Below are 16,297 nucleotides of genomic sequence, written 5' to 3'. Positions count from 1 at the left end.
TTAGTCAGAGAATGGTAACACCGGAAATAATTTAGTCGCCGATACACCGAGTAAACAGACGTGAGCGGAGTTTGGATTCGATTGTACCCTCCTAGCGATCATAGCGAACTAAATACCACATTCGGGGATGCACAACTATGCGTCGCCGAAAGCTGTTAGAGCGTGGTGGAATCGTCCTCGGAACGCCCCTAGCCACCGCTATGCTACAAGACGATAGTGACGACGAAAGCGAAGAACCGGATCCGGTCGAGTTCGTCGGCGACGGCGTAACGGTGACTGAGGAGTTCGAAACCGAAGGAGGGCCGACGCTTATCGACGCGATCCACGAGGGAGAGTCGACGTTCGACGTGCGGGCCGTTCCGAGTGAAGACGGGCAAGACTATTCACTTTTCAGTCAAACCGGATCGTTCGACGGATCGACCGGCGCCTATATCGAGGAGGGAACGTACGTGTTCTACGTCGACGCCGATGGACCGTGGGAACTGGTCGTCCGACAATCGCGCGTGTCTGAAACTGAGGCGGAAGAGCCGCCTCTCTCGATTACCGATTCCGGGACGGATTGGATTGGTCCGATCCTGTTCGACGGCGACACGACCGTCAAAGCGGCGTACGAGGCCGAATCGTTCTTTCGCGTCGATATCGTTCCACAAGAAGTCGAGAACAACGACTTCGTCTGGAACGGGACGGAGTTGGTGTTCGATGCAATCGGTGCGTTTGGTGGCGTAACCTCCGTTCACACCGACGGTGTCGGCTACGTTACTGTAGACGCTGTTGCGGAGTGGACCATCGAAATCGAGTGATCGCTCCGCGGGACACGGCTTCGTTCTCTATCGTCGATCCGACATCGCCAGGCGATGAGGGTGGAGTGGAACAGTACCTACTAGGTTACAGGGTAGCATGTCCAGTTCGTGGATACGCGGGATGATCCACCGGCTGAAACGACCGCTCGGCGCCCGTGGTAGATCACGGCCAGCAGCGATCGCGGATGTAGCTGAGCGACGTCGAAGAGCGGGCGGCTATTCGCGGCTTCAACTGGCCGAATCGCCGGAGTCGATTGCCTCGAGGGAAGCGGGTAGTTGCGGCCTATTCGTCTCGTATCCCCTTCGTTCCGTGGGCCGCTCGGCGATCACTTTCGCACGGTTCGAACGACCGTAGCCACCCCAGAGACCCCTCGCTCGGATGCCGCTTTTCGGATCGGTTTCCGCAACGAAATCGATCGTTCGACCGGCGAACGGTTCTGTCGATTTATTGTCCGATACGGGTGACGTGTTCGTGCCCCGTGAGACTACTAATGAGACGGACAGGACAGCGGTACGGAACGGTCAGCCGAACAGTATTCGTCGTCGCGATCGCAGCGGGTCTGCTCGCGTTGAGCGGTGGCGTCGGAACAGCAGCGGCCCAGTCCGCCGTCGTCGAACAGGAGACCGGCGACGCAGTGGAAGAATCGATCGCCGACGTCGTCGAAGAAGACGAACTCAACGAGATTTCCGAACAGGAGACCACCGAAGTTGAGGAGGAGACGGTCGAGTTACCGGACGAGTCCGGAGTATCCGACGAGTTCGACGTCGATCCAGTGACGCCAGTGACGCCGGAGACCCCGCCGATGCCGGACCTCTCCCCAGCGGAATCGGTTGACGTGTAATTCGATACTGCGGGCGACGGCGTGTTCGGGAATCTTCGCTGCATCGTTCCCGGGCAATTTCTTTGTCAGATAGTACTACCGGCGAGTAGATCGCTGATATCTCGACGGCACTACCGGCTCCGCCGCGATCGAAATGCTCGAGATGCGGAGCCGGCGACAGTGACGGTGGTGACTGTTCGGTGTTCGTGCTCTCCAACGGAATTCGGTGGCAACTCCTCGTCAGTCGTCGTCTTCGTCGTCGATATCGATCGACGTTCCGGACGAGCCACTCGTCGACTGCGAGTGGCTCGACGAACTGGTAGTGACCACCGAGTTGGCGGTCGAACTCGTCGCGGACGCGACGGACCGCGTGACGCTCGCGTTCGCTTCCGTCTCACCCGACGACTGGACGACTGTCGTCGACTCCGAGTGCGTCTCGCCGTCGGAGATTGCTCTTACTGAGACGGAGACGTCGGCCTCGGCATCGGTGAGTACCTCGAGATCCGCGGTCCCCGCGTCGGGATCGACCGCGTGGATCACTGCACCCCACGGGAACGTCGCCGTCTCAGTGTCCGGTTCAGTGTCGGCCACCTCGTCCAGCCGGTCGCTCGCTGCGTCGGGAGCCGTCGTCACCGAGAGTGAGGTGCTCCCCTCGGTCTCGACGGTTATTTCGACGGTCGTGTCGCCGGTCTCGGGATCGGTCGTGTGGGTCACCGTTCCCCACGGGAATTCGGTCGTTGTCATCGGTATTTCCGGGGCGTGGTCGCATCGTTCGAACGGTCGTCATCGACGGACCAGTGGGCCGCGAGAGGGACACTCCTCGAGCGACTGGTACCGAGACTCGCTATCGCCAGTTACGGACCAGTACGATCGACGGCTGGAGCTCCGTCTCGGCGGCTCCGTTCCTGCGAGCGATCCGTCGTTCCATCGCCGAACTGATCGTCTACCTGACTCGTTTTGAACGCCTAGAATCGTTTCGTCGGTAGTCACGGCCTGATCGGGGTGTCGTCTCGATGCATGACGGTGCGCGGGAGAGACCGATCTCGGAAACCGCCAGCACTGCAGGTCAGCAGCTGGTGACCTGATGGACGGTGTTACTGCAGGTCTCGTCGACTCGATACGTCTGGTACCGGCGATCGGTCCACACGAATCAGAGAAAAACTGCCGAGTTGCACGTACTGGGTGCCGGCACGGCTCTCCGAGCATCGGGACCGGATACGGTGTCTGACCGGCTTTCGATCGATCTCAGTCTAGCCGCTGCGCTGACTCGACGCAAGACCCGAAATAGAATCGTTCTGGAACCGCTACGGGGAGCGGTTATGCGATGTTGTTACCGAGATCGAGATCGATATCGAACAGATGTCCGATATCGATGGTGTTGTCGCCGGACTCAGCGTACGAGACAGCGTCCACGTTGGCGCTGTTACTCTGGCCGACGCTCTGACCTTGCGTCACCGAGGACGTCGCATCGGAGACGGACGTCGCACTGCCAGAGTCGGAGTCGGAGTAGGAGGTTGCGACTGCGGCCGACTCACCGACCTGTGCGTTGTTGTTATTTTGATCGACTGAAACCTGCGTTACCGCCGTGGCGTCACCAGTCTCCTGGTCGATATCTCCGACGTTGATGCCCGCGTCCTGTGCCGCTGCTGTTCCCGCGAACCCGATAAACATGAGTCCGCCGATCATCGCTACTGTCAGTGTGATTGCAAGCGTTCGGTTCATTGGTATATTCGGACGGTTGCATCATACATATCGCCTGAGTGCTGCAAACGGCTGCAGAGAGACGACACATTTCGCACCCCTGGTGCTGTGACGCAATGCCCAGTCGAATCACATTATTGCCTGGCACTTATAGACGGAGAACAGTTTCGAGAGAATTAACGGATTAGAACGCTGTAACGTACTCTTTGACCGATTTACGTGACTTTCAACAGCTCGTGTGCGTCCGCCTGCCGTCGGCGTACTGTCACTCTCTAGTCGTTGCTGAACGTTTCCCTCCGTAACAGTAACTGGACGGAGCCACAATGGTCGGCCTACAGCGTGCCACTGGCCGCTCGTCCGAAACTGAGAGGAACCGTCAGTGCGTAAGATTCAGTCGATTCCACGAGCGGTGACGGACCGGGTGCGTCGGACGGCAACCTCAGGGAATGAACCGATCGCGAAAACAATCGGGCTTCTTCCATCGGTGACGGCAACCAAAACCGGCGGACTTCTCTCGGGTCCACAGTACAGCGGGATGGGATCGACACTAGCGATGACAACCGACTCTCGAGTCGGGCGCACGGCGGGCGAGATGCTCCTGTCGGATCGGCGGTGGAGAACGGATACTGGCGGTCGGTCAGCGAACACCGGCGCGGATCGACGAGAGACGAGTCGGAACCGGGCGCCCCGGGTCACCGATACGAACGTTTGACTACCGATTACGGGACGCGGGATCCGTCGGGCTTCGCCCGGGCGATGGGGAGAGCCCAGCCGCTACTCGGGTTCCCTGTCGTCGCCGAAATAAAAGGATAGAACTGCGACGGATGGCGGTTACGTGTCGCCGTCACCGAAGCCGACGTCGACGTCGAAGTCGTTACCGATGTCGACGGAGTTGTCGCCGGATTCAGCGTACGAGGCCGCATCCACGTCCGCATCGTTGTTCTGGACGACGGTCTGATCCTGGTTCACCGAGGACGCAGCAGTAGCATCAGCGAAGGCCGAAGCACTGCCGTGGTCCTTCGGATCGTCGTTCGAACCGGCACTGTACGCGTCCGCGTTGGCGGTTGCGCTAGAGACACCGACCTGTTCGTTGTTGTTATCCTGATCGACGTTAACGTCCGTTACCGCCGTGGCGTCGCCAGTCTCCTGGTCGATTTCGCCGATGTCGATGCCGAAGTCGATATCACCGACGTTAGTGCCCGCGTCCTGTGCTGCGGCTGTTCCTGCGAATCCCATAAACATGAGTCCGCCGACCATCGCTACTGTCAGTGTGAGTGCAAGTGTTCGTTTCATTTCCATGATTTGTCACATCGAACTGATTCGGACGCTTTGCATCACACGTGCCCCCTTAGTGCAGCACCTGGCTGCAGGGTACGACTCATTTCGCACCGATTGGCGTTGTGACGCAATGCCCAGTCGGATCACATTATTGCTTGTCACTTATACCCGGAGAACAGTTTCGGGGGAATCAGCGGATTAGAACGCTGTAACGGTCCCATTGATCGATTCGAGTGACTGTCAGTCGCTCGTGCGTCTCTTTCTGTCGTCGGTACGTTGCCACTATCCGGTTCGTCGTTCACCCGACTTTCACGAGTTGGCGAACGTTTCTCCGTACAACAGCTCCCGGAACGCCGCTCGGAGAGACAATGGTCGGCCTACAGGGGTGCCAAACCGGATTTACAGCGTCTAGAATCGTCCGCACAACGACGCAGTACCGCCACGTCGTCCCACCCGGTCAGCGACACCGCCCGCGGGTGCGCCGTACGCATCGGACTGTGCCCGACTGGGTCGTCGAGGCGACGGACGGATACGCTCACTGCAGCGGATTCTCAGGCGATACTGCTGTGGGAAGTGGAGAGCCCACCCTCGACGAATCGCACGCACAGGTGCGAGCATCGTCGACTCTTTCAACGGAGACGACCCGTTGCGGAGCCGAGCGATACCGGGATCGCCGTCCGGGATCAGTTACTGATCGCCAAACCGATGGATCGATACGACGGAAGGCGCGGTGAAGACGGCGGGACCGTTCGCTGCACGCACTCGTGGCGCTCGAGACGAGTCCCAGTGACGAAATCCAGAACACTCCGGGTTCGGCTTTCATCCGGTGGCGAGCACGGGGGGCACCACCGCTCGAGACAGTTCCACCGTCAACGAGGGGGCTACGGCTGCAGAACCGATCGTACACTGACCGTCACTGCATGGCCAGTCGTCAGATCGCTGTAACCCTCCTTCAGTTGCGATCGCAGAACGGCGAAAACTTCGGCGTCGAGAGACGTGGAATCCTCCCGGTGGATTACGGAAGCTGACGCTCGGGACGACTGCCTCGAAGGAACTTGCGGACGGTACATACCGCTCACTAAATCGCCGGCAACGACGGCGAGGTATTGCTCCGAGCGAGAAAGACGTGCTGCTGTAGCTGCCGGATCGAAGTCGAGTCATCTGATACGGGCGACCACCCAGCGCACGATAGAGTGGGTTCGGGATTATGCGGTCCGCGGTCTCTGGACTGCCACGCCACTGTGTCCAATCACGGGTGGTACAGCAGTGACGGCTGCGTAGTGTACGGAGATATCTCTGCTGTGGACCAATGTATCATTCGCAAATAAAAATCAGTCAAAGGCGTAGAGAACCGCTACAGAGAGCGGTTATTCGTCACCGTTGTCGCCGTCATCGCCGTCGTCGCCGTCATCGAAGTCGAGGTCGAAGTCGAACGTTCCGCCAACGTCGACACTGTTGTCACCGGACTCAGCGTACGAGACCGCGTCTACGTCGGCAGTGTTAGACTGACCGACTTCCTGAGATTGAGTGACCGTAGAGGTAGCATCAGCTGCCGATGAGGCAGTGCCATCGTCACTAGTGCTGTCCGCGACTGCAACCGACTCGCCTATCTGGGCGTTGTTGTTGTTCTGGTCAACGGAAACACTCGTTCCTGCCTCGGCATCGCCAGTCTCCTGGTCGATTTCTCCGATATCGATGCCGAAGTCGAACCCACCGTCATCGTCGTTGACGCCCGCTTCCTGTGCCGCTGCTGTTCCTGCGAACCCCATAAACATGAGTCCGCCGACCATTGCTACTGTAAGCGTGAGCGCAAGCGTTCGTTTCATTTCCATGGTAGTCACGTGATTTCATGGACCGTTCGTCACACTCACTCCCGATGGGAGACGAAGGCACTGATATGGCAAGCCCTCGTCGGATGCATGTGACGCGATGCCCGATTGAGGTACATCACTGTGTCTCACTTATAGCCGGAGAACAGTTTCGAGGAAATTAGTGGATTAAAGGCGCGAAACAACGACCTTGGTTAGTACGAGTGAATAGCCGCTCTTCGTGTGAGTTCAGTTATCATTATCCTATCGCCACGATCCGGCACGTCGCTGATTCGCGCTTCAGTAGTCCCCGTTCACTGTTCTCACGGCTCAAGATCCTTGCTCCGGACGCGAACTGAGAGAGTCCCACGAACCAGCGTGAAACGGTGCGTTAGTTGACTATTACGCGGCGTCTCCTCACCATCCGTCACTGGTCGCCAGATCATCGTCAGCCGGAGCGACAGCGCGTTCGAACGGCGAACAGGAGGTTCAGGTCTCCGGTCTGTGACAGATTCGAGCAGAACCGATGTCGACTCGAATTGATGATCGCTTTCGAGACTGTTGCGGCAGTTAGGTCCGATTCTCGAGTCTCGAGAGTCCCGAGCAGGCCGCGACCGCCGCCGTACGACGTTGCCGCGGCTGTGACCGTCCGGTTTCCGTGAAAAAATTGTTTGCGGCTCGGTCGTGTGATCGGTGGTATGAATCGACGCGACATCATCAGTCTCGGTGCCGGGGTCTGTGCCAGCGTTACGGCCGGCTGTTTCGGTCGGAGCGCCGGTCCCGGGGCCGATCAGTCCGACGATGCGTCGCTGTGGACCGACGAGGGTACCGACGCGCGGAGTGACGAGGGGAACACGTCGGAGCGGGAGTCGTCGGAAGACGAGCCAGTCGAGCGGCTCACGATCGGCGACGAGTCGGAGACGGCCGCATCCTACTCGCTTTACATCCGAAACGGGACGGCGGACGAGCGGTCGACCACGATTCACATCGACCACGACGAGGAGACCGTGCTCGAGCGAACCGAAACGATTCCGGCCGAGGGGTACCTCGAGGTCGTCCTGGCCGATCCGGGGACCTACGAGACGACCGTGGAGTCCGAGACGGCGCGGAGCACCGCCTCGATCACGCGACCGAGTGCCGACTGCGAGGAGTCCCGGACGGTCATGACGCTCCGGGAGGGCGGCATCGGAATCGATACGTCGATACGATGTTGAGTGACGGGACTCGCCCCGGTGGGTATCAGAGTCCGACGGCGAGGAGCGAACGGCGAATGTTTCTTGCAGGCACGTAAGGAATTGCTAATTATGTGGTCCCAGATTGTGGCCCGTGGCATGCACCGACTCCGACTCGCACCGAGATCCGGCACTCGTTTGCGACCGCCGATAGACGGCGGGAGAAACGAACCGGCCGAGATCGGCGGTATTTCGTCTTTTAGACGTTGCAGCGCGCAGGTGAGTACGCCGTCACTCGCGGCGAGCGCGATCACTCACCACCAGCTGCGCGGAACGCCAGTGACGCAGTCGTTCGGCCGATTCGGCCGTCTCTCGAGTGATCCATGCCGCTGATCGACGAGGACGGGAACCTCTTCGGGGCTATCAACGTCATCGACGCGCTCATCGTCGTCGTGTTGCTCGCCGTGGTCGTCGCGGGCATCGCGGTCGTCGCGGCCCTGGACAGCGGCGAATCGGAGACGAGATACGCGACGATCGAACTCGAGAATCAACCCGACTACGTCGTCGAGCGGATCGACGAGGGCGACGTCGCGACGTTCGAGGGCTCCGAGGACTCCATCACCGTAACGGACGTCCAGATCACTCCGTCGGCGTCGGACGGCGGAAACAGCAGCCAGCCGGACGTGACGATCCGGGCGGAAGTCGACGGCGAACGCATCGAGGACGATAGCCGGGAGCAAGACCGATTCCAGGTCGCCGGCAATCCGCTCATGCTCGGCAACGAGATTCGGCTCGATATGGGGACGTACACCACGACCGGCACGGTGACCGATCTCGGGGGCGACGCCGAAACGCTCTCGGACGCCGAGGCGACCTCCACCACGCGGGCAGCGGTCGAACTCGAGAACGTCCGACCGGCCGTCGCGGACGGGCTCGAGGAGGGCATGACCGAGACGATGCGCGGCGAGACGGTCGCGACCGTCGAGGACGTGGAGAGCGAGCCGGCGTCCGTCGTCTTACAAAGCGAGGACGGCAACATCTACGAGCGCGAGCATCCGCAGAACCGGGACGTGACGATCGTCGTCGAGTTGCAGACGACGGAAACCGAGACCGGCGTGGAGTTCCGGGGCGAGCGCCTCGGCGTCGGTTCGTCCATCGTCCTCAACTTCGACGGGATGAACGTCCAGGGAGAGGTGTCCGAGGTTGAGTAACTAGTCAGCTATGTTCGATTCTGCACGGGATCGATCGATGGTTGTGGGTCTGGTGAGCGACGCTCGTAACCGGATTCGAGCGGCAGTCGGAGGATCCGCGATCCTGCAGTTGGGAGTTGATTGGTTCTCGAGGCTTCGCGCTCGAGCAGCGGACGAGTCTGCCGGTGGGATTCGTCTCGAGCGCGCGCGTACGAACTCACGATTGATCGCACTGATCGCGGGAAGCACACTGGTCGCCGGTGGGTTGACTATCGGGACGCGGATCGGTCGTTGGTGGGAGGATTCGCGGCTCGTGGATTTCGGGACGAAGGGGAGAGACGTCCTGGAGTCGTCGTTCGCCTACCAGTGGCTCACCTCTGAACCCGATCCGGAGGTCATCGTCATCGACCTCCGCGAGACCCGGGCCGTCGGACCGGTGATTCGAGCCGTGGATCGGGTGGGGAGCGAACTCGAGGCACGGAGTACGACCTCGACCGTCGTCAGTTGTGTGAGGCGGTTCGTCTCGGTCGTCCGGGCGCGGCCGATCCGGGCGGTGAGTGCAGTCGTGTTGTCTGCGGTGATCGCCTCGTTAGCGCTGGTCGTGAGTCGCGGGTTGGCTTCGGAACCGATTCTTCTCGCGCAGCTGCTCGTCGCCGGTCTTGCCACGCTCGGGCTTCGGTCGCGATCGAGTTTGAAGGAGTTGCTCGAGACTCGAGTCGGACGGGTGCTCGTGGCGGCGTTCGAACCGCCGGAGCCGCCGGAGGGAGTCGAGAGCGAGTCGCGACAGGATGGCGAAGATACTCGGTGACGATCCGGGAGTAGTTTAATCGTCGAGATGGAGTCGGCACGGCTCTCGAAGAGACGCACACCTCGAAAGCCCCCGCTTCTTTCAGTCCCACCCAACCGCGCGGTGGCCGGGAGCGAGCCGTCACCGAAACGGGTCGGGCGACGATCCCGGAGCGTTTCGACGAGGGGCGCGAGATTCCGGCTTCGGGACGGGTGCCGTTCGACGAGACCGAAGACAGCTGTCGTCGTCGGGAACGGATACATACCTGTCCTCGCTCTAGACTGCCGAACGACTGCTCGAGGAAAAGACCGACGGCTACCCGACCGATCACCCACCCGCTTCGCGAGGCGTTTCAGGGTTCGTTGTGAGAGGGGAACCTCTCTCGAGGGCGGTTAGCTACGTCCCGTCCACGGTCACCCGAGGACGTCAGCCGTCTCCGGCGACCCCTCGTCGGTGCGAGTCGTTTCGCCGGGAATCTCGGCGTCCTGCGGCACGATCAGTCTTCGTTCGGTGTACTCGAGGCCGTTCTTCCGTTCGGTCCGTTTGCGGACCGCTACGCGATGCTTCGAGAGGTCCAGCATGGCATCGATCGTCCTCGAGACCAACTTCTTGGCGTAGGCCTCGCTCGTCCCTGGCTCCCGTCTGCGGATCCAATGTTTCAGTTCGCTCGCCTTGACGTACTCTCGGATGCTGTTGCAGCCCGTGTTCCAGGGATCGTCGCCGACGCTCGAGTCGGTCCGTGCTCTCCACAGCTTCGCGGCTAATCTCGTCGGGAGCGCGTTCGTGGTCGACCGGAGCATGTCGTCGTCCATGCGCGCGAGCTGCTGGATCGGGAGCAGGTCGCCGTACGCCAGCGAGACGTCGTTTCGGTCGAGGGGATCGGTGTGTTCGGGTAGGCGGAAGTACGGACGGCCGTCGTCCTTCGTGATCCGCTCGAGGCGATCGCCCCGGACGTCGAGTTCGTGTTCGTCGACGGTGGCGGCCCGGAGGTGGGCTCCCTTCTCGAGTTCGCGCGACTGCAGTTCGCGGAGCCGCGTCTTGTTGGTGTTCGCCTTCTTCAGGGCTGCTTTGGTTTGCTTGGCCGTGGTTGTACTGTTGGTCTGGCAGTCCTCGAGCGTCGTCTCGTGGTCCTCGAGACGTTGGGTGTGATCGTCGAAGCGGTCGGCGTGGCTATCGAGGCGGTCGTCGTGGCTGTCGAAGCGTGCCTCGAGAGCGGCGATCCGCTCGTCCTTCCGCCGGAGTTCGGCCTCGAGTCGCTCGATGCGGTCGGTGAGGGCGGCGAGCTGGGACTCGAAAATATCGGTCTTGGCTATTCTCTCTCGGAGACCGTGAGTGGGATGAATTTGCGGAGAATGTCTTTGCTACTTGTCTTCGCTGGGCCACCAGACGACTGCCCGGGCGCCGACCTCTAACCGCTCTACCCGGCCAGCATCGTGGAGCTGTTGGAGACGTTGGTGGACGGCCTTCCGACCGATAGAGACCTCGTCCTCAATCATGCCGACAGTGAGAACGGGTAATTCCGACTCGTAGAAGATGTCGAGTAACTCCTCATCGCTCACCGCAGGTGGCCGACCGCGATCGGCTTCATCGGTCATATCTACCACTAGAGAGGCAACGGTCGTAACAGTTCACCACCCGAATCGCAGCCTTTATGATTATTAGACACGTAGGAGTTAATATGCGGCGCACCAATACCTTCGAGGTACGACCGCAGTCGACGCGAGACAAGTTGTTACTCCTCGAAGTGTTGGATGCGTCTGCTGCGCTCTGGAACGAACTCACCTACGCCCGCCGCCAGTCCTTCTTCCAGGAGCAAGACGTCTGGGCGGTCGACGCCGACCAGTATCGCGTTCAGTACAAAGGGATCCTCGGCTCGGCGACCGCCCAGCAACTTATTCGCCGCAATGATGGGGCATGGCGGAGTTTCTTTGCTCTCCTCGAAGCCGGCGAGGAGCCATCCCCACCTGGATACTGGAAAGACGACGATCAACGCGAGTTGCAGACACTCATTCGTAACGACCACTACACCCTGGAATGGGGCAATCGAAGTCGCCTCGAGATCGCGGTTGGATTGGAGTTGAAGGATGCGTACGGCCTCGGGTACAACGAGCGCCTACGGCTAGAAGCCCGCGGGAACCCTCGGTGGACGGGCGATCAGAGTCGATTGGAACTGGTGTACGACGAGAGCGCCGATGCGTTCAGGGCACGACAACCCGTCTCGGATGCACATCTTCGACGGGACGACTCACTGGCCACCACACCGAGCGGCAGCGGTGCGGTAGCCGCCTTGGATATCGGCGCGAACAATCTCGCCGCCGTCACCACTACAACCGGCGATCAACGCATATACCACGGGCGACCCGCGTTCCACCAATTTCGCCGTACCACGGAGCGGATCGCCGACCTGCAACGTTGTCTCGAGGAGGGGGATTGGTCGAGCGAACGGATCCGAACTCTCTACCGGAAACGCAATCTACATCGAAATCACCTGCAGGACGCACTCGTTCGTGATCTCGCCGACTGGCTCACTAATCATACCGTAACGGAGGTGATCGTCGGCGACCTCGATGACGTCCTCGCTCCGCATTGGGCGGCCGAAGTGAACGAGAATACCCACCAATTCTGGGCTCACGGTCGGTTCCGCCGTCGACTCCGTGAGGTCCTCGACGGCGAATACAGTATCCGAGTCCGCGAGGTGGCGGAATGTGGCTCCTCGTCGACGTGTCCCCGGTGTAGGGGACGGACAGTAGTCCGACGGGGCGATGCGTTCCAGTGTTCTGACTGTGGTTTCGAGGGCCACGCCGATCTCGTGGCGTCTGAGAATTTGCTTGCCGACAACGTTGATGAAGATGGGCCGATGGCCCGGCCCGCGGCCCCACGGCAGAACAGGCGTGGGGACGGACACCGTTCGGTGCCGTGTCTCGAGTGGGACGATCACCGGTGGCAACGCCGGGATCACTCGACCAACGAGAACCCCGTAAACCGGAGTACCCACACGGGGAAGCTTGCCTTCGGTGGCTCAGGTGCGGTCTGAGCCACGTGATGGAACGCCATCCAAACGGGTGGTAGGCGGTCAAATGGCTTCCGTAGGTGACACGAGGATTCACAGACTCGCTCGGTAGTCGTTCGATCAGTCCGGTTTCGATTTGTCATCGTTGTCTAACTTTCGAGTACGGGTTTCGAGGTCCGTAATCGCTTTAGCGATCGTACCCATACATACTCGTAGTTCCGCTGGAAGCCGGTGCGATCACGCTTATGACGAAATACGACGACCTCTTCGATGACACCGCGCCCACCAACAGCGTCTTCCTAGAGAAGGGCGCGCTCGACCCACTCGCCGAACCCGACGAGATCCACGCACGTGAGTCCCAGGAACGCGCGCTCGCGACCATCTTAAATGGCATCCACGACGGCTACCTTCCACCGACGGTCTCGATCTACGGGCCGCCAGGTACTGGTAAAACGCTCACGACTCGGCGGCTCTGTCGGGAGTTTGCTGCCCGTCACGAGCGAATCGCTGTCGAGTACGTGAATCTCAAGGAGTGTCGTACGCTATTCAGCGCCGCCAACGAGATCCTGTTCGAGTTGACGGGGGCGAAGAAAGGCGCCTACGAGGGTCTAGATGGTGTCTTCGACGGTATTTGGGACGCACTCGAGAGGTACCCCGACTGGACGGTGCTCCTGTTAGACGAGATCGACCACGTCTGTCACGACACGAACTACGATCCTAACGAGTTCTTCTATCGTCTGCTGCGTGGCGAGGGGAAACTCTCACGTGGGATCCAGCTGTCGGTCTGGTTGGTGAGCAACGAGTTGCTCGAGGTGGATCTGCGACTGGATAGCCGCGTCGAGAGCGCGATGAGCGACGAAGCGGTGTTCTTCCCGCCGTATGGGGTTGAGGCGTTGAATGCGGTGGTCGCGCCGCGCCTCGAGCGGGCGTTCCGCGAAGGGGCGGTGCCCGACGACGTGCGGGCGTTCGGTGTTCGCGAAGCGGCCCGACGTTGGGGGGATGCCCGGAAGGCGCTGACGCTGTTTCGCCAAGCGGGAGAGACGGCGACCGAACAAGGTCTCGAGCAGCTCACCAACGACTGTATCGACGCGAATCTCGAGGCGACCGAACAGGAAGCGACCATCGAGAAACTGCTCGACCTGCCGGTCAACCATTTTGTGGTTCTGACGGGTCTCACTGGCTGGACAGAGGGTCCCGAGATCAAGCAACCCGTGACGACGGCCGAGGTCTATGAGGTCCTCCATACCACCGATCTTCCCGACGAGTTACGCCTCGGCAAGCGGGCGATTCGGGATGTGGTTACTGACCTCGAGACAATGGGCCTCGTCGAGACGTGGATCGACTCCCGCGGGCGGGAGGGGCGAGTAAAGCAACTGAAGACGACGTTTGATCCACAGTTGATTCACGAAGCAATCGATCCCTATACGACGGAGTCAACCTATCTAGCATCACTCACTGCGGACTGATCGGCGATAACTAAGAGCATAATGTAACACCTATGTTCCCCTATCGCGTGTATAGCTAACACACACCAACTCGCGTTCAATCATGACACCATCAGACCGTGCTCGACGGACCCGCATTTGGGAACGCTTCATACTCCGGGGTGAGCCGCGTGAGGAGGTCGTTACGGAAATTGCAGCCGAATTCGACGTTGATGAGGCGACGATACACGAGGACTTCGAGTCGATCACTCATTGGTTACCACGGCTCGACGAGTTCCGCGACATGAGTGGGTTTGCCTTGCTGTTAGAGTTCCGTGCGAACCGTCAACAGCTCCAGCAACTTGCGGATCAGGCGCGCGATGATGAGGATATCACTCAAGAACGGAAGATTCGCAAGGAGATCAATCGGGCACTCAATTTCGAGCGCCGACTGCTCGAATCAGATATCAAAACGGCACTCTCGGGGACTGATAAAACGATCGACGAACTCGCAGATTCCATCTGAAGTGGGGCGGTGTTTCGAAGACAAACACGCCTCCGAACCCAGCGGCCGTCACTTGCGAGGGCGTCACCAACTGTGTGGCCGCAATCGTCACCAGTGCTGACTTTTAGCGCCCCCTTCAACGCCCGTGTGGCACATTCACGGAAGGGCGATTAGCTTAAAGAGCCCCAACGAGGTGGCGCCCGCGAAACGCCGGTGGTCGTGGTGATCGCTGCACCGGCGACAGTCGGTCGGTACGCCCCACACGCCTTCGAGGTAGTGTGGATAGCGGGTCGTACTCGAGGGGTTTCAGCCCCACGACTGCGGAGACGCCACCACAGCGGACATCTCGATGATCAAGTGCCCCCATCTCAGCAACCCCGACTGCAGCGACCGACGGCTCAGTCCACACGTTGTGAAACGATGCGGAAACGAGGGTGGATCTCCCGCAGCGACTCTCCTCCGGAGACACCTGTCGTCTTCGGAGACCCACTCCACCCCCGTCCATTGTGTAGACTGTCGACGACTGTTCGAGGGATACACCACCAGCTATCCAACTGTGACCATACCCGCGTTCTGGGATGCGTGTGGCTTGCGTCAGTGAGATGGGCCCGCTCTCGCGGGAGCGGTACGAACCGCTCGGTGGTTAGCTGTGGACGTCGGCTGTCCCCGGCTGTGCTGAGGGTGGCGCCGTGCGTTCACCCGGAATCGCTGCATCCTTGGGCAGGATCAATCGCCGTTCGGTGTACTCGAGGCCGTTCTTGCGCTGGGTTCGTTTGCGGATCGCGACTCGGTTCTTCGACAACTCGAGCATGGCGTCGATCATCCGTGAGACGAGTTTTTTTGCGTAGGTCTCGCTCGTCCCGGGTTCCTGTCGACGGATCCAGTGTTTCAGATCGCTCGCTTTGACGTACTCCCTGATCCCCTTACAGCCTGCCTCCCACGGATTGTCGCCAACGGTCGAGTCGGTACGCGCTTTCCACAACTTTGCGGCGAGTCGCGTCGGCAGCGAATTTTATGTTGACCGGAGCATCTCTTCGTCCATCCGGGCGAGTTGCTGGATCGGGAGCAAGTCGCCGTGCGCGAGCGTGACGTTTCCGCCGCGTTCGAGTGGATCCGCAGATTGGGGGACGCGATAGTAGGTCCGTCCGTCGTCTTTCGTGATTTGTTCGAGCCGATCGCCGTCGATGTCGATCTCGCAACAGTCGATCGTCTCCGCGAGGAGGTGAGCCCCTTTCTCGAGTTCGCGTGCCTGGATCTCTTCGATCCGCTGTTTGTTCACGCCCGTTCGCTTGCGCGCAGCATCCGTGAGTGCGTCGATGCGAGTGATCGCTCGTTCACACTCCTCGAGACGATCACGAAGCTGGTCGTTCGTCGCCTGGAGTATCCGATTCTCGCTCTCGAGTGTCACGAGGTTGGCTTCGGTCCGTTCGAGGTGGCACTCGAGCTCGTCGACCCGCTCGGTGAGTCGCTCGTTTTGCTCGCGAAGCTGGTCGATCGCTCGAGCGAGCGTCTGGATATCGACGTCCCCGCCAGCGAGGCTACTCATCGGCGTCACCCTCTTCGGAGACGGGCTGGTCGGAGTCTGTGTCAGCAGGAGTGGTGACCGAAACCTCCGTTACGGATTCGAACCCGACTTCGCGCCACTGTGACTCGCGAAGTTCGAACTCGAGACGCGCCCAGTCGCCGTCCGGTCGAGGCTCGAAGACGAGTTTTCGCGACCGGCCATGGACGGGCGTCCATTTGACGACGATCTTGCTCTTCATCGATCCACCTGCTCGAGTAGTTCACAGTAGGCGCGCTC

Annotated in this window: 16 protein-coding genes and 1 pseudogene; 8 read left to right on the top strand and 9 right to left on the bottom strand. The window is 60.4% G+C overall.

The window, feature by feature from the left end; genetic code table 11:
• Positions 1 to 200 precede the first annotated feature (200 nt).
• Together ACSFC7_RS17300 and ACSFC7_RS17295 are read left to right on the top strand one after the other, a co-directional pair.
• The gene (locus tag ACSFC7_RS17300; RefSeq protein WP_436344068.1) at positions 201 to 800 is read left to right on the top strand and encodes a hypothetical protein; all 600 of its coding nucleotides are present in this window, start codon (positions 201 to 203) and stop codon (positions 798 to 800) included.
• Positions 801 to 1,291: 491 nt separating this feature from the next.
• Positions 1,292 to 1,642, top strand: a complete 351-nt coding sequence (locus ACSFC7_RS17295; protein WP_436344067.1) for a hypothetical protein — start codon at positions 1,292 to 1,294, stop codon at positions 1,640 to 1,642.
• A 219-nt stretch (positions 1,643 to 1,861) separates the two neighbouring features.
• On the opposite strand, the gene ACSFC7_RS17290 is transcribed toward ACSFC7_RS17295, so the two are convergent.
• The 4 genes from ACSFC7_RS17290 to ACSFC7_RS17275 all read right to left on the bottom strand — a co-directional run bounded on the left by ACSFC7_RS17290 (position 1,862) and on the right by ACSFC7_RS17275 (position 6,432).
• Positions 1,862 to 2,365, bottom strand: coding sequence for a hypothetical protein (locus ACSFC7_RS17290; protein ID WP_436344066.1), 504 nt, complete (start codon positions 2,363 to 2,365; stop codon positions 1,862 to 1,864).
• A 573-nt stretch (positions 2,366 to 2,938) separates the two neighbouring features.
• The gene (locus ACSFC7_RS17285) at positions 2,939 to 3,343 is read right to left on the bottom strand and encodes a hypothetical protein (protein ID WP_436344065.1); all 405 of its coding nucleotides are present in this window, start codon (positions 3,341 to 3,343) and stop codon (positions 2,939 to 2,941) included.
• Between the two features lie 810 nt (positions 3,344 to 4,153).
• A complete protein-coding gene (locus ACSFC7_RS17280) occupies positions 4,154 to 4,621 on the bottom strand; it encodes a hypothetical protein (protein ID WP_436344064.1) in 468 nt (155 codons plus the stop codon).
• Between the two features lie 1,346 nt (positions 4,622 to 5,967).
• Entirely contained in the window at positions 5,968 to 6,432 is a 465-nt protein-coding gene (locus tag ACSFC7_RS17275; protein WP_436344063.1) for a hypothetical protein, read from the bottom strand.
• A gap of 674 nt (positions 6,433 to 7,106) precedes the next feature.
• On the opposite strand from ACSFC7_RS17275, the gene ACSFC7_RS17270 reads away from it, so the two are divergent.
• The 3 genes from ACSFC7_RS17270 to ACSFC7_RS17260 all read left to right on the top strand — a co-directional run bounded on the left by ACSFC7_RS17270 (position 7,107) and on the right by ACSFC7_RS17260 (position 9,578).
• Complete coding sequence (locus tag ACSFC7_RS17270; RefSeq protein ID WP_436344062.1) at positions 7,107 to 7,622, top strand: hypothetical protein; 516 nt, start codon at positions 7,107 to 7,109, stop codon at positions 7,620 to 7,622.
• 341 nt (positions 7,623 to 7,963) lie between these two features.
• A complete protein-coding gene (locus ACSFC7_RS17265; RefSeq protein ID WP_436344061.1) occupies positions 7,964 to 8,791 on the top strand; it encodes a DUF4330 domain-containing protein in 828 nt (275 codons plus the stop codon).
• A 52-nt stretch (positions 8,792 to 8,843) separates the two neighbouring features.
• On the top strand, positions 8,844 to 9,578 hold the full coding sequence (locus tag ACSFC7_RS17260; protein WP_436344060.1) for a hypothetical protein: 735 nt from the start codon (positions 8,844 to 8,846) through the stop codon (positions 9,576 to 9,578).
• 392 nt (positions 9,579 to 9,970) lie between these two features.
• Here the strand turns inward: ACSFC7_RS17260 and ACSFC7_RS17255 are convergent, their stop codons facing one another.
• Together ACSFC7_RS17255 and ACSFC7_RS17250 are read right to left on the bottom strand one after the other, a co-directional pair.
• Complete coding sequence (locus ACSFC7_RS17255) at positions 9,971 to 10,870, bottom strand: hypothetical protein (protein WP_436347977.1); 900 nt, start codon at positions 10,868 to 10,870, stop codon at positions 9,971 to 9,973.
• Positions 10,871 to 10,918: 48 nt separating this feature from the next.
• Entirely contained in the window at positions 10,919 to 11,152 is a 234-nt protein-coding gene (locus ACSFC7_RS17250) for a winged helix-turn-helix transcriptional regulator (protein WP_436344059.1), read from the bottom strand.
• Positions 11,153 to 11,235: 83 nt separating this feature from the next.
• Here ACSFC7_RS17250 and ACSFC7_RS17245 point away from each other — a divergent pair, with 83 nt between their 5' ends.
• Both ACSFC7_RS17245 and ACSFC7_RS17240 read left to right on the top strand, forming a co-directional pair.
• Positions 11,236 to 12,591 (top strand): RNA-guided endonuclease InsQ/TnpB family protein, encoded by a 1,356-nt coding sequence (locus ACSFC7_RS17245; RefSeq protein WP_436344058.1) that lies wholly within the window; start codon positions 11,236 to 11,238, stop codon positions 12,589 to 12,591.
• 221 nt (positions 12,592 to 12,812) lie between these two features.
• Positions 12,813 to 14,033 (top strand): Cdc6/Cdc18 family protein, encoded by a 1,221-nt coding sequence (locus ACSFC7_RS17240; RefSeq protein ID WP_436344057.1) that lies wholly within the window; start codon positions 12,813 to 12,815, stop codon positions 14,031 to 14,033.
• Between the two features lie 91 nt (positions 14,034 to 14,124).
• Here ACSFC7_RS17240 and ACSFC7_RS17235 read toward each other — a convergent pair whose 3' ends face one another.
• Entirely contained in the window at positions 14,125 to 14,265 is a 141-nt protein-coding gene (locus ACSFC7_RS17235) for a hypothetical protein (protein WP_436344056.1), read from the bottom strand.
• A 30-nt stretch (positions 14,266 to 14,295) separates the two neighbouring features.
• On the opposite strand from ACSFC7_RS17235, the gene ACSFC7_RS17230 reads away from it, so the two are divergent.
• Entirely contained in the window at positions 14,296 to 14,517 is a 222-nt protein-coding gene (locus ACSFC7_RS17230; protein ID WP_436344055.1) for a hypothetical protein, read from the top strand.
• 622 nt (positions 14,518 to 15,139) lie between these two features.
• Here ACSFC7_RS17230 and ACSFC7_RS17225 read toward each other — a convergent pair.
• Both ACSFC7_RS17225 and ACSFC7_RS17220 read right to left on the bottom strand, forming a co-directional pair.
• A pseudogene (locus tag ACSFC7_RS17225) lies at positions 15,140 to 16,042 on the bottom strand (hypothetical protein).
• On the bottom strand, positions 16,035 to 16,259 hold the full coding sequence (locus ACSFC7_RS17220; protein ID WP_436344054.1) for a hypothetical protein: 225 nt from the start codon (positions 16,257 to 16,259) through the stop codon (positions 16,035 to 16,037). The pseudogene ACSFC7_RS17225 and the gene ACSFC7_RS17220 overlap by 8 nt, the downstream one beginning before the upstream one ends.
• Positions 16,260 to 16,297: the final 38 nt, after the last annotated feature.

It is taken from the genome of Natronorubrum halobium, from assembly GCF_051351675.1.
Lineage (GTDB): Archaea > Halobacteriota > Halobacteria > Halobacteriales > Natrialbaceae > Natronorubrum.
Note: the sequence above shows the minus strand (reverse complement) of the source record. Positions and strands in the feature narration are given on the sequence as shown.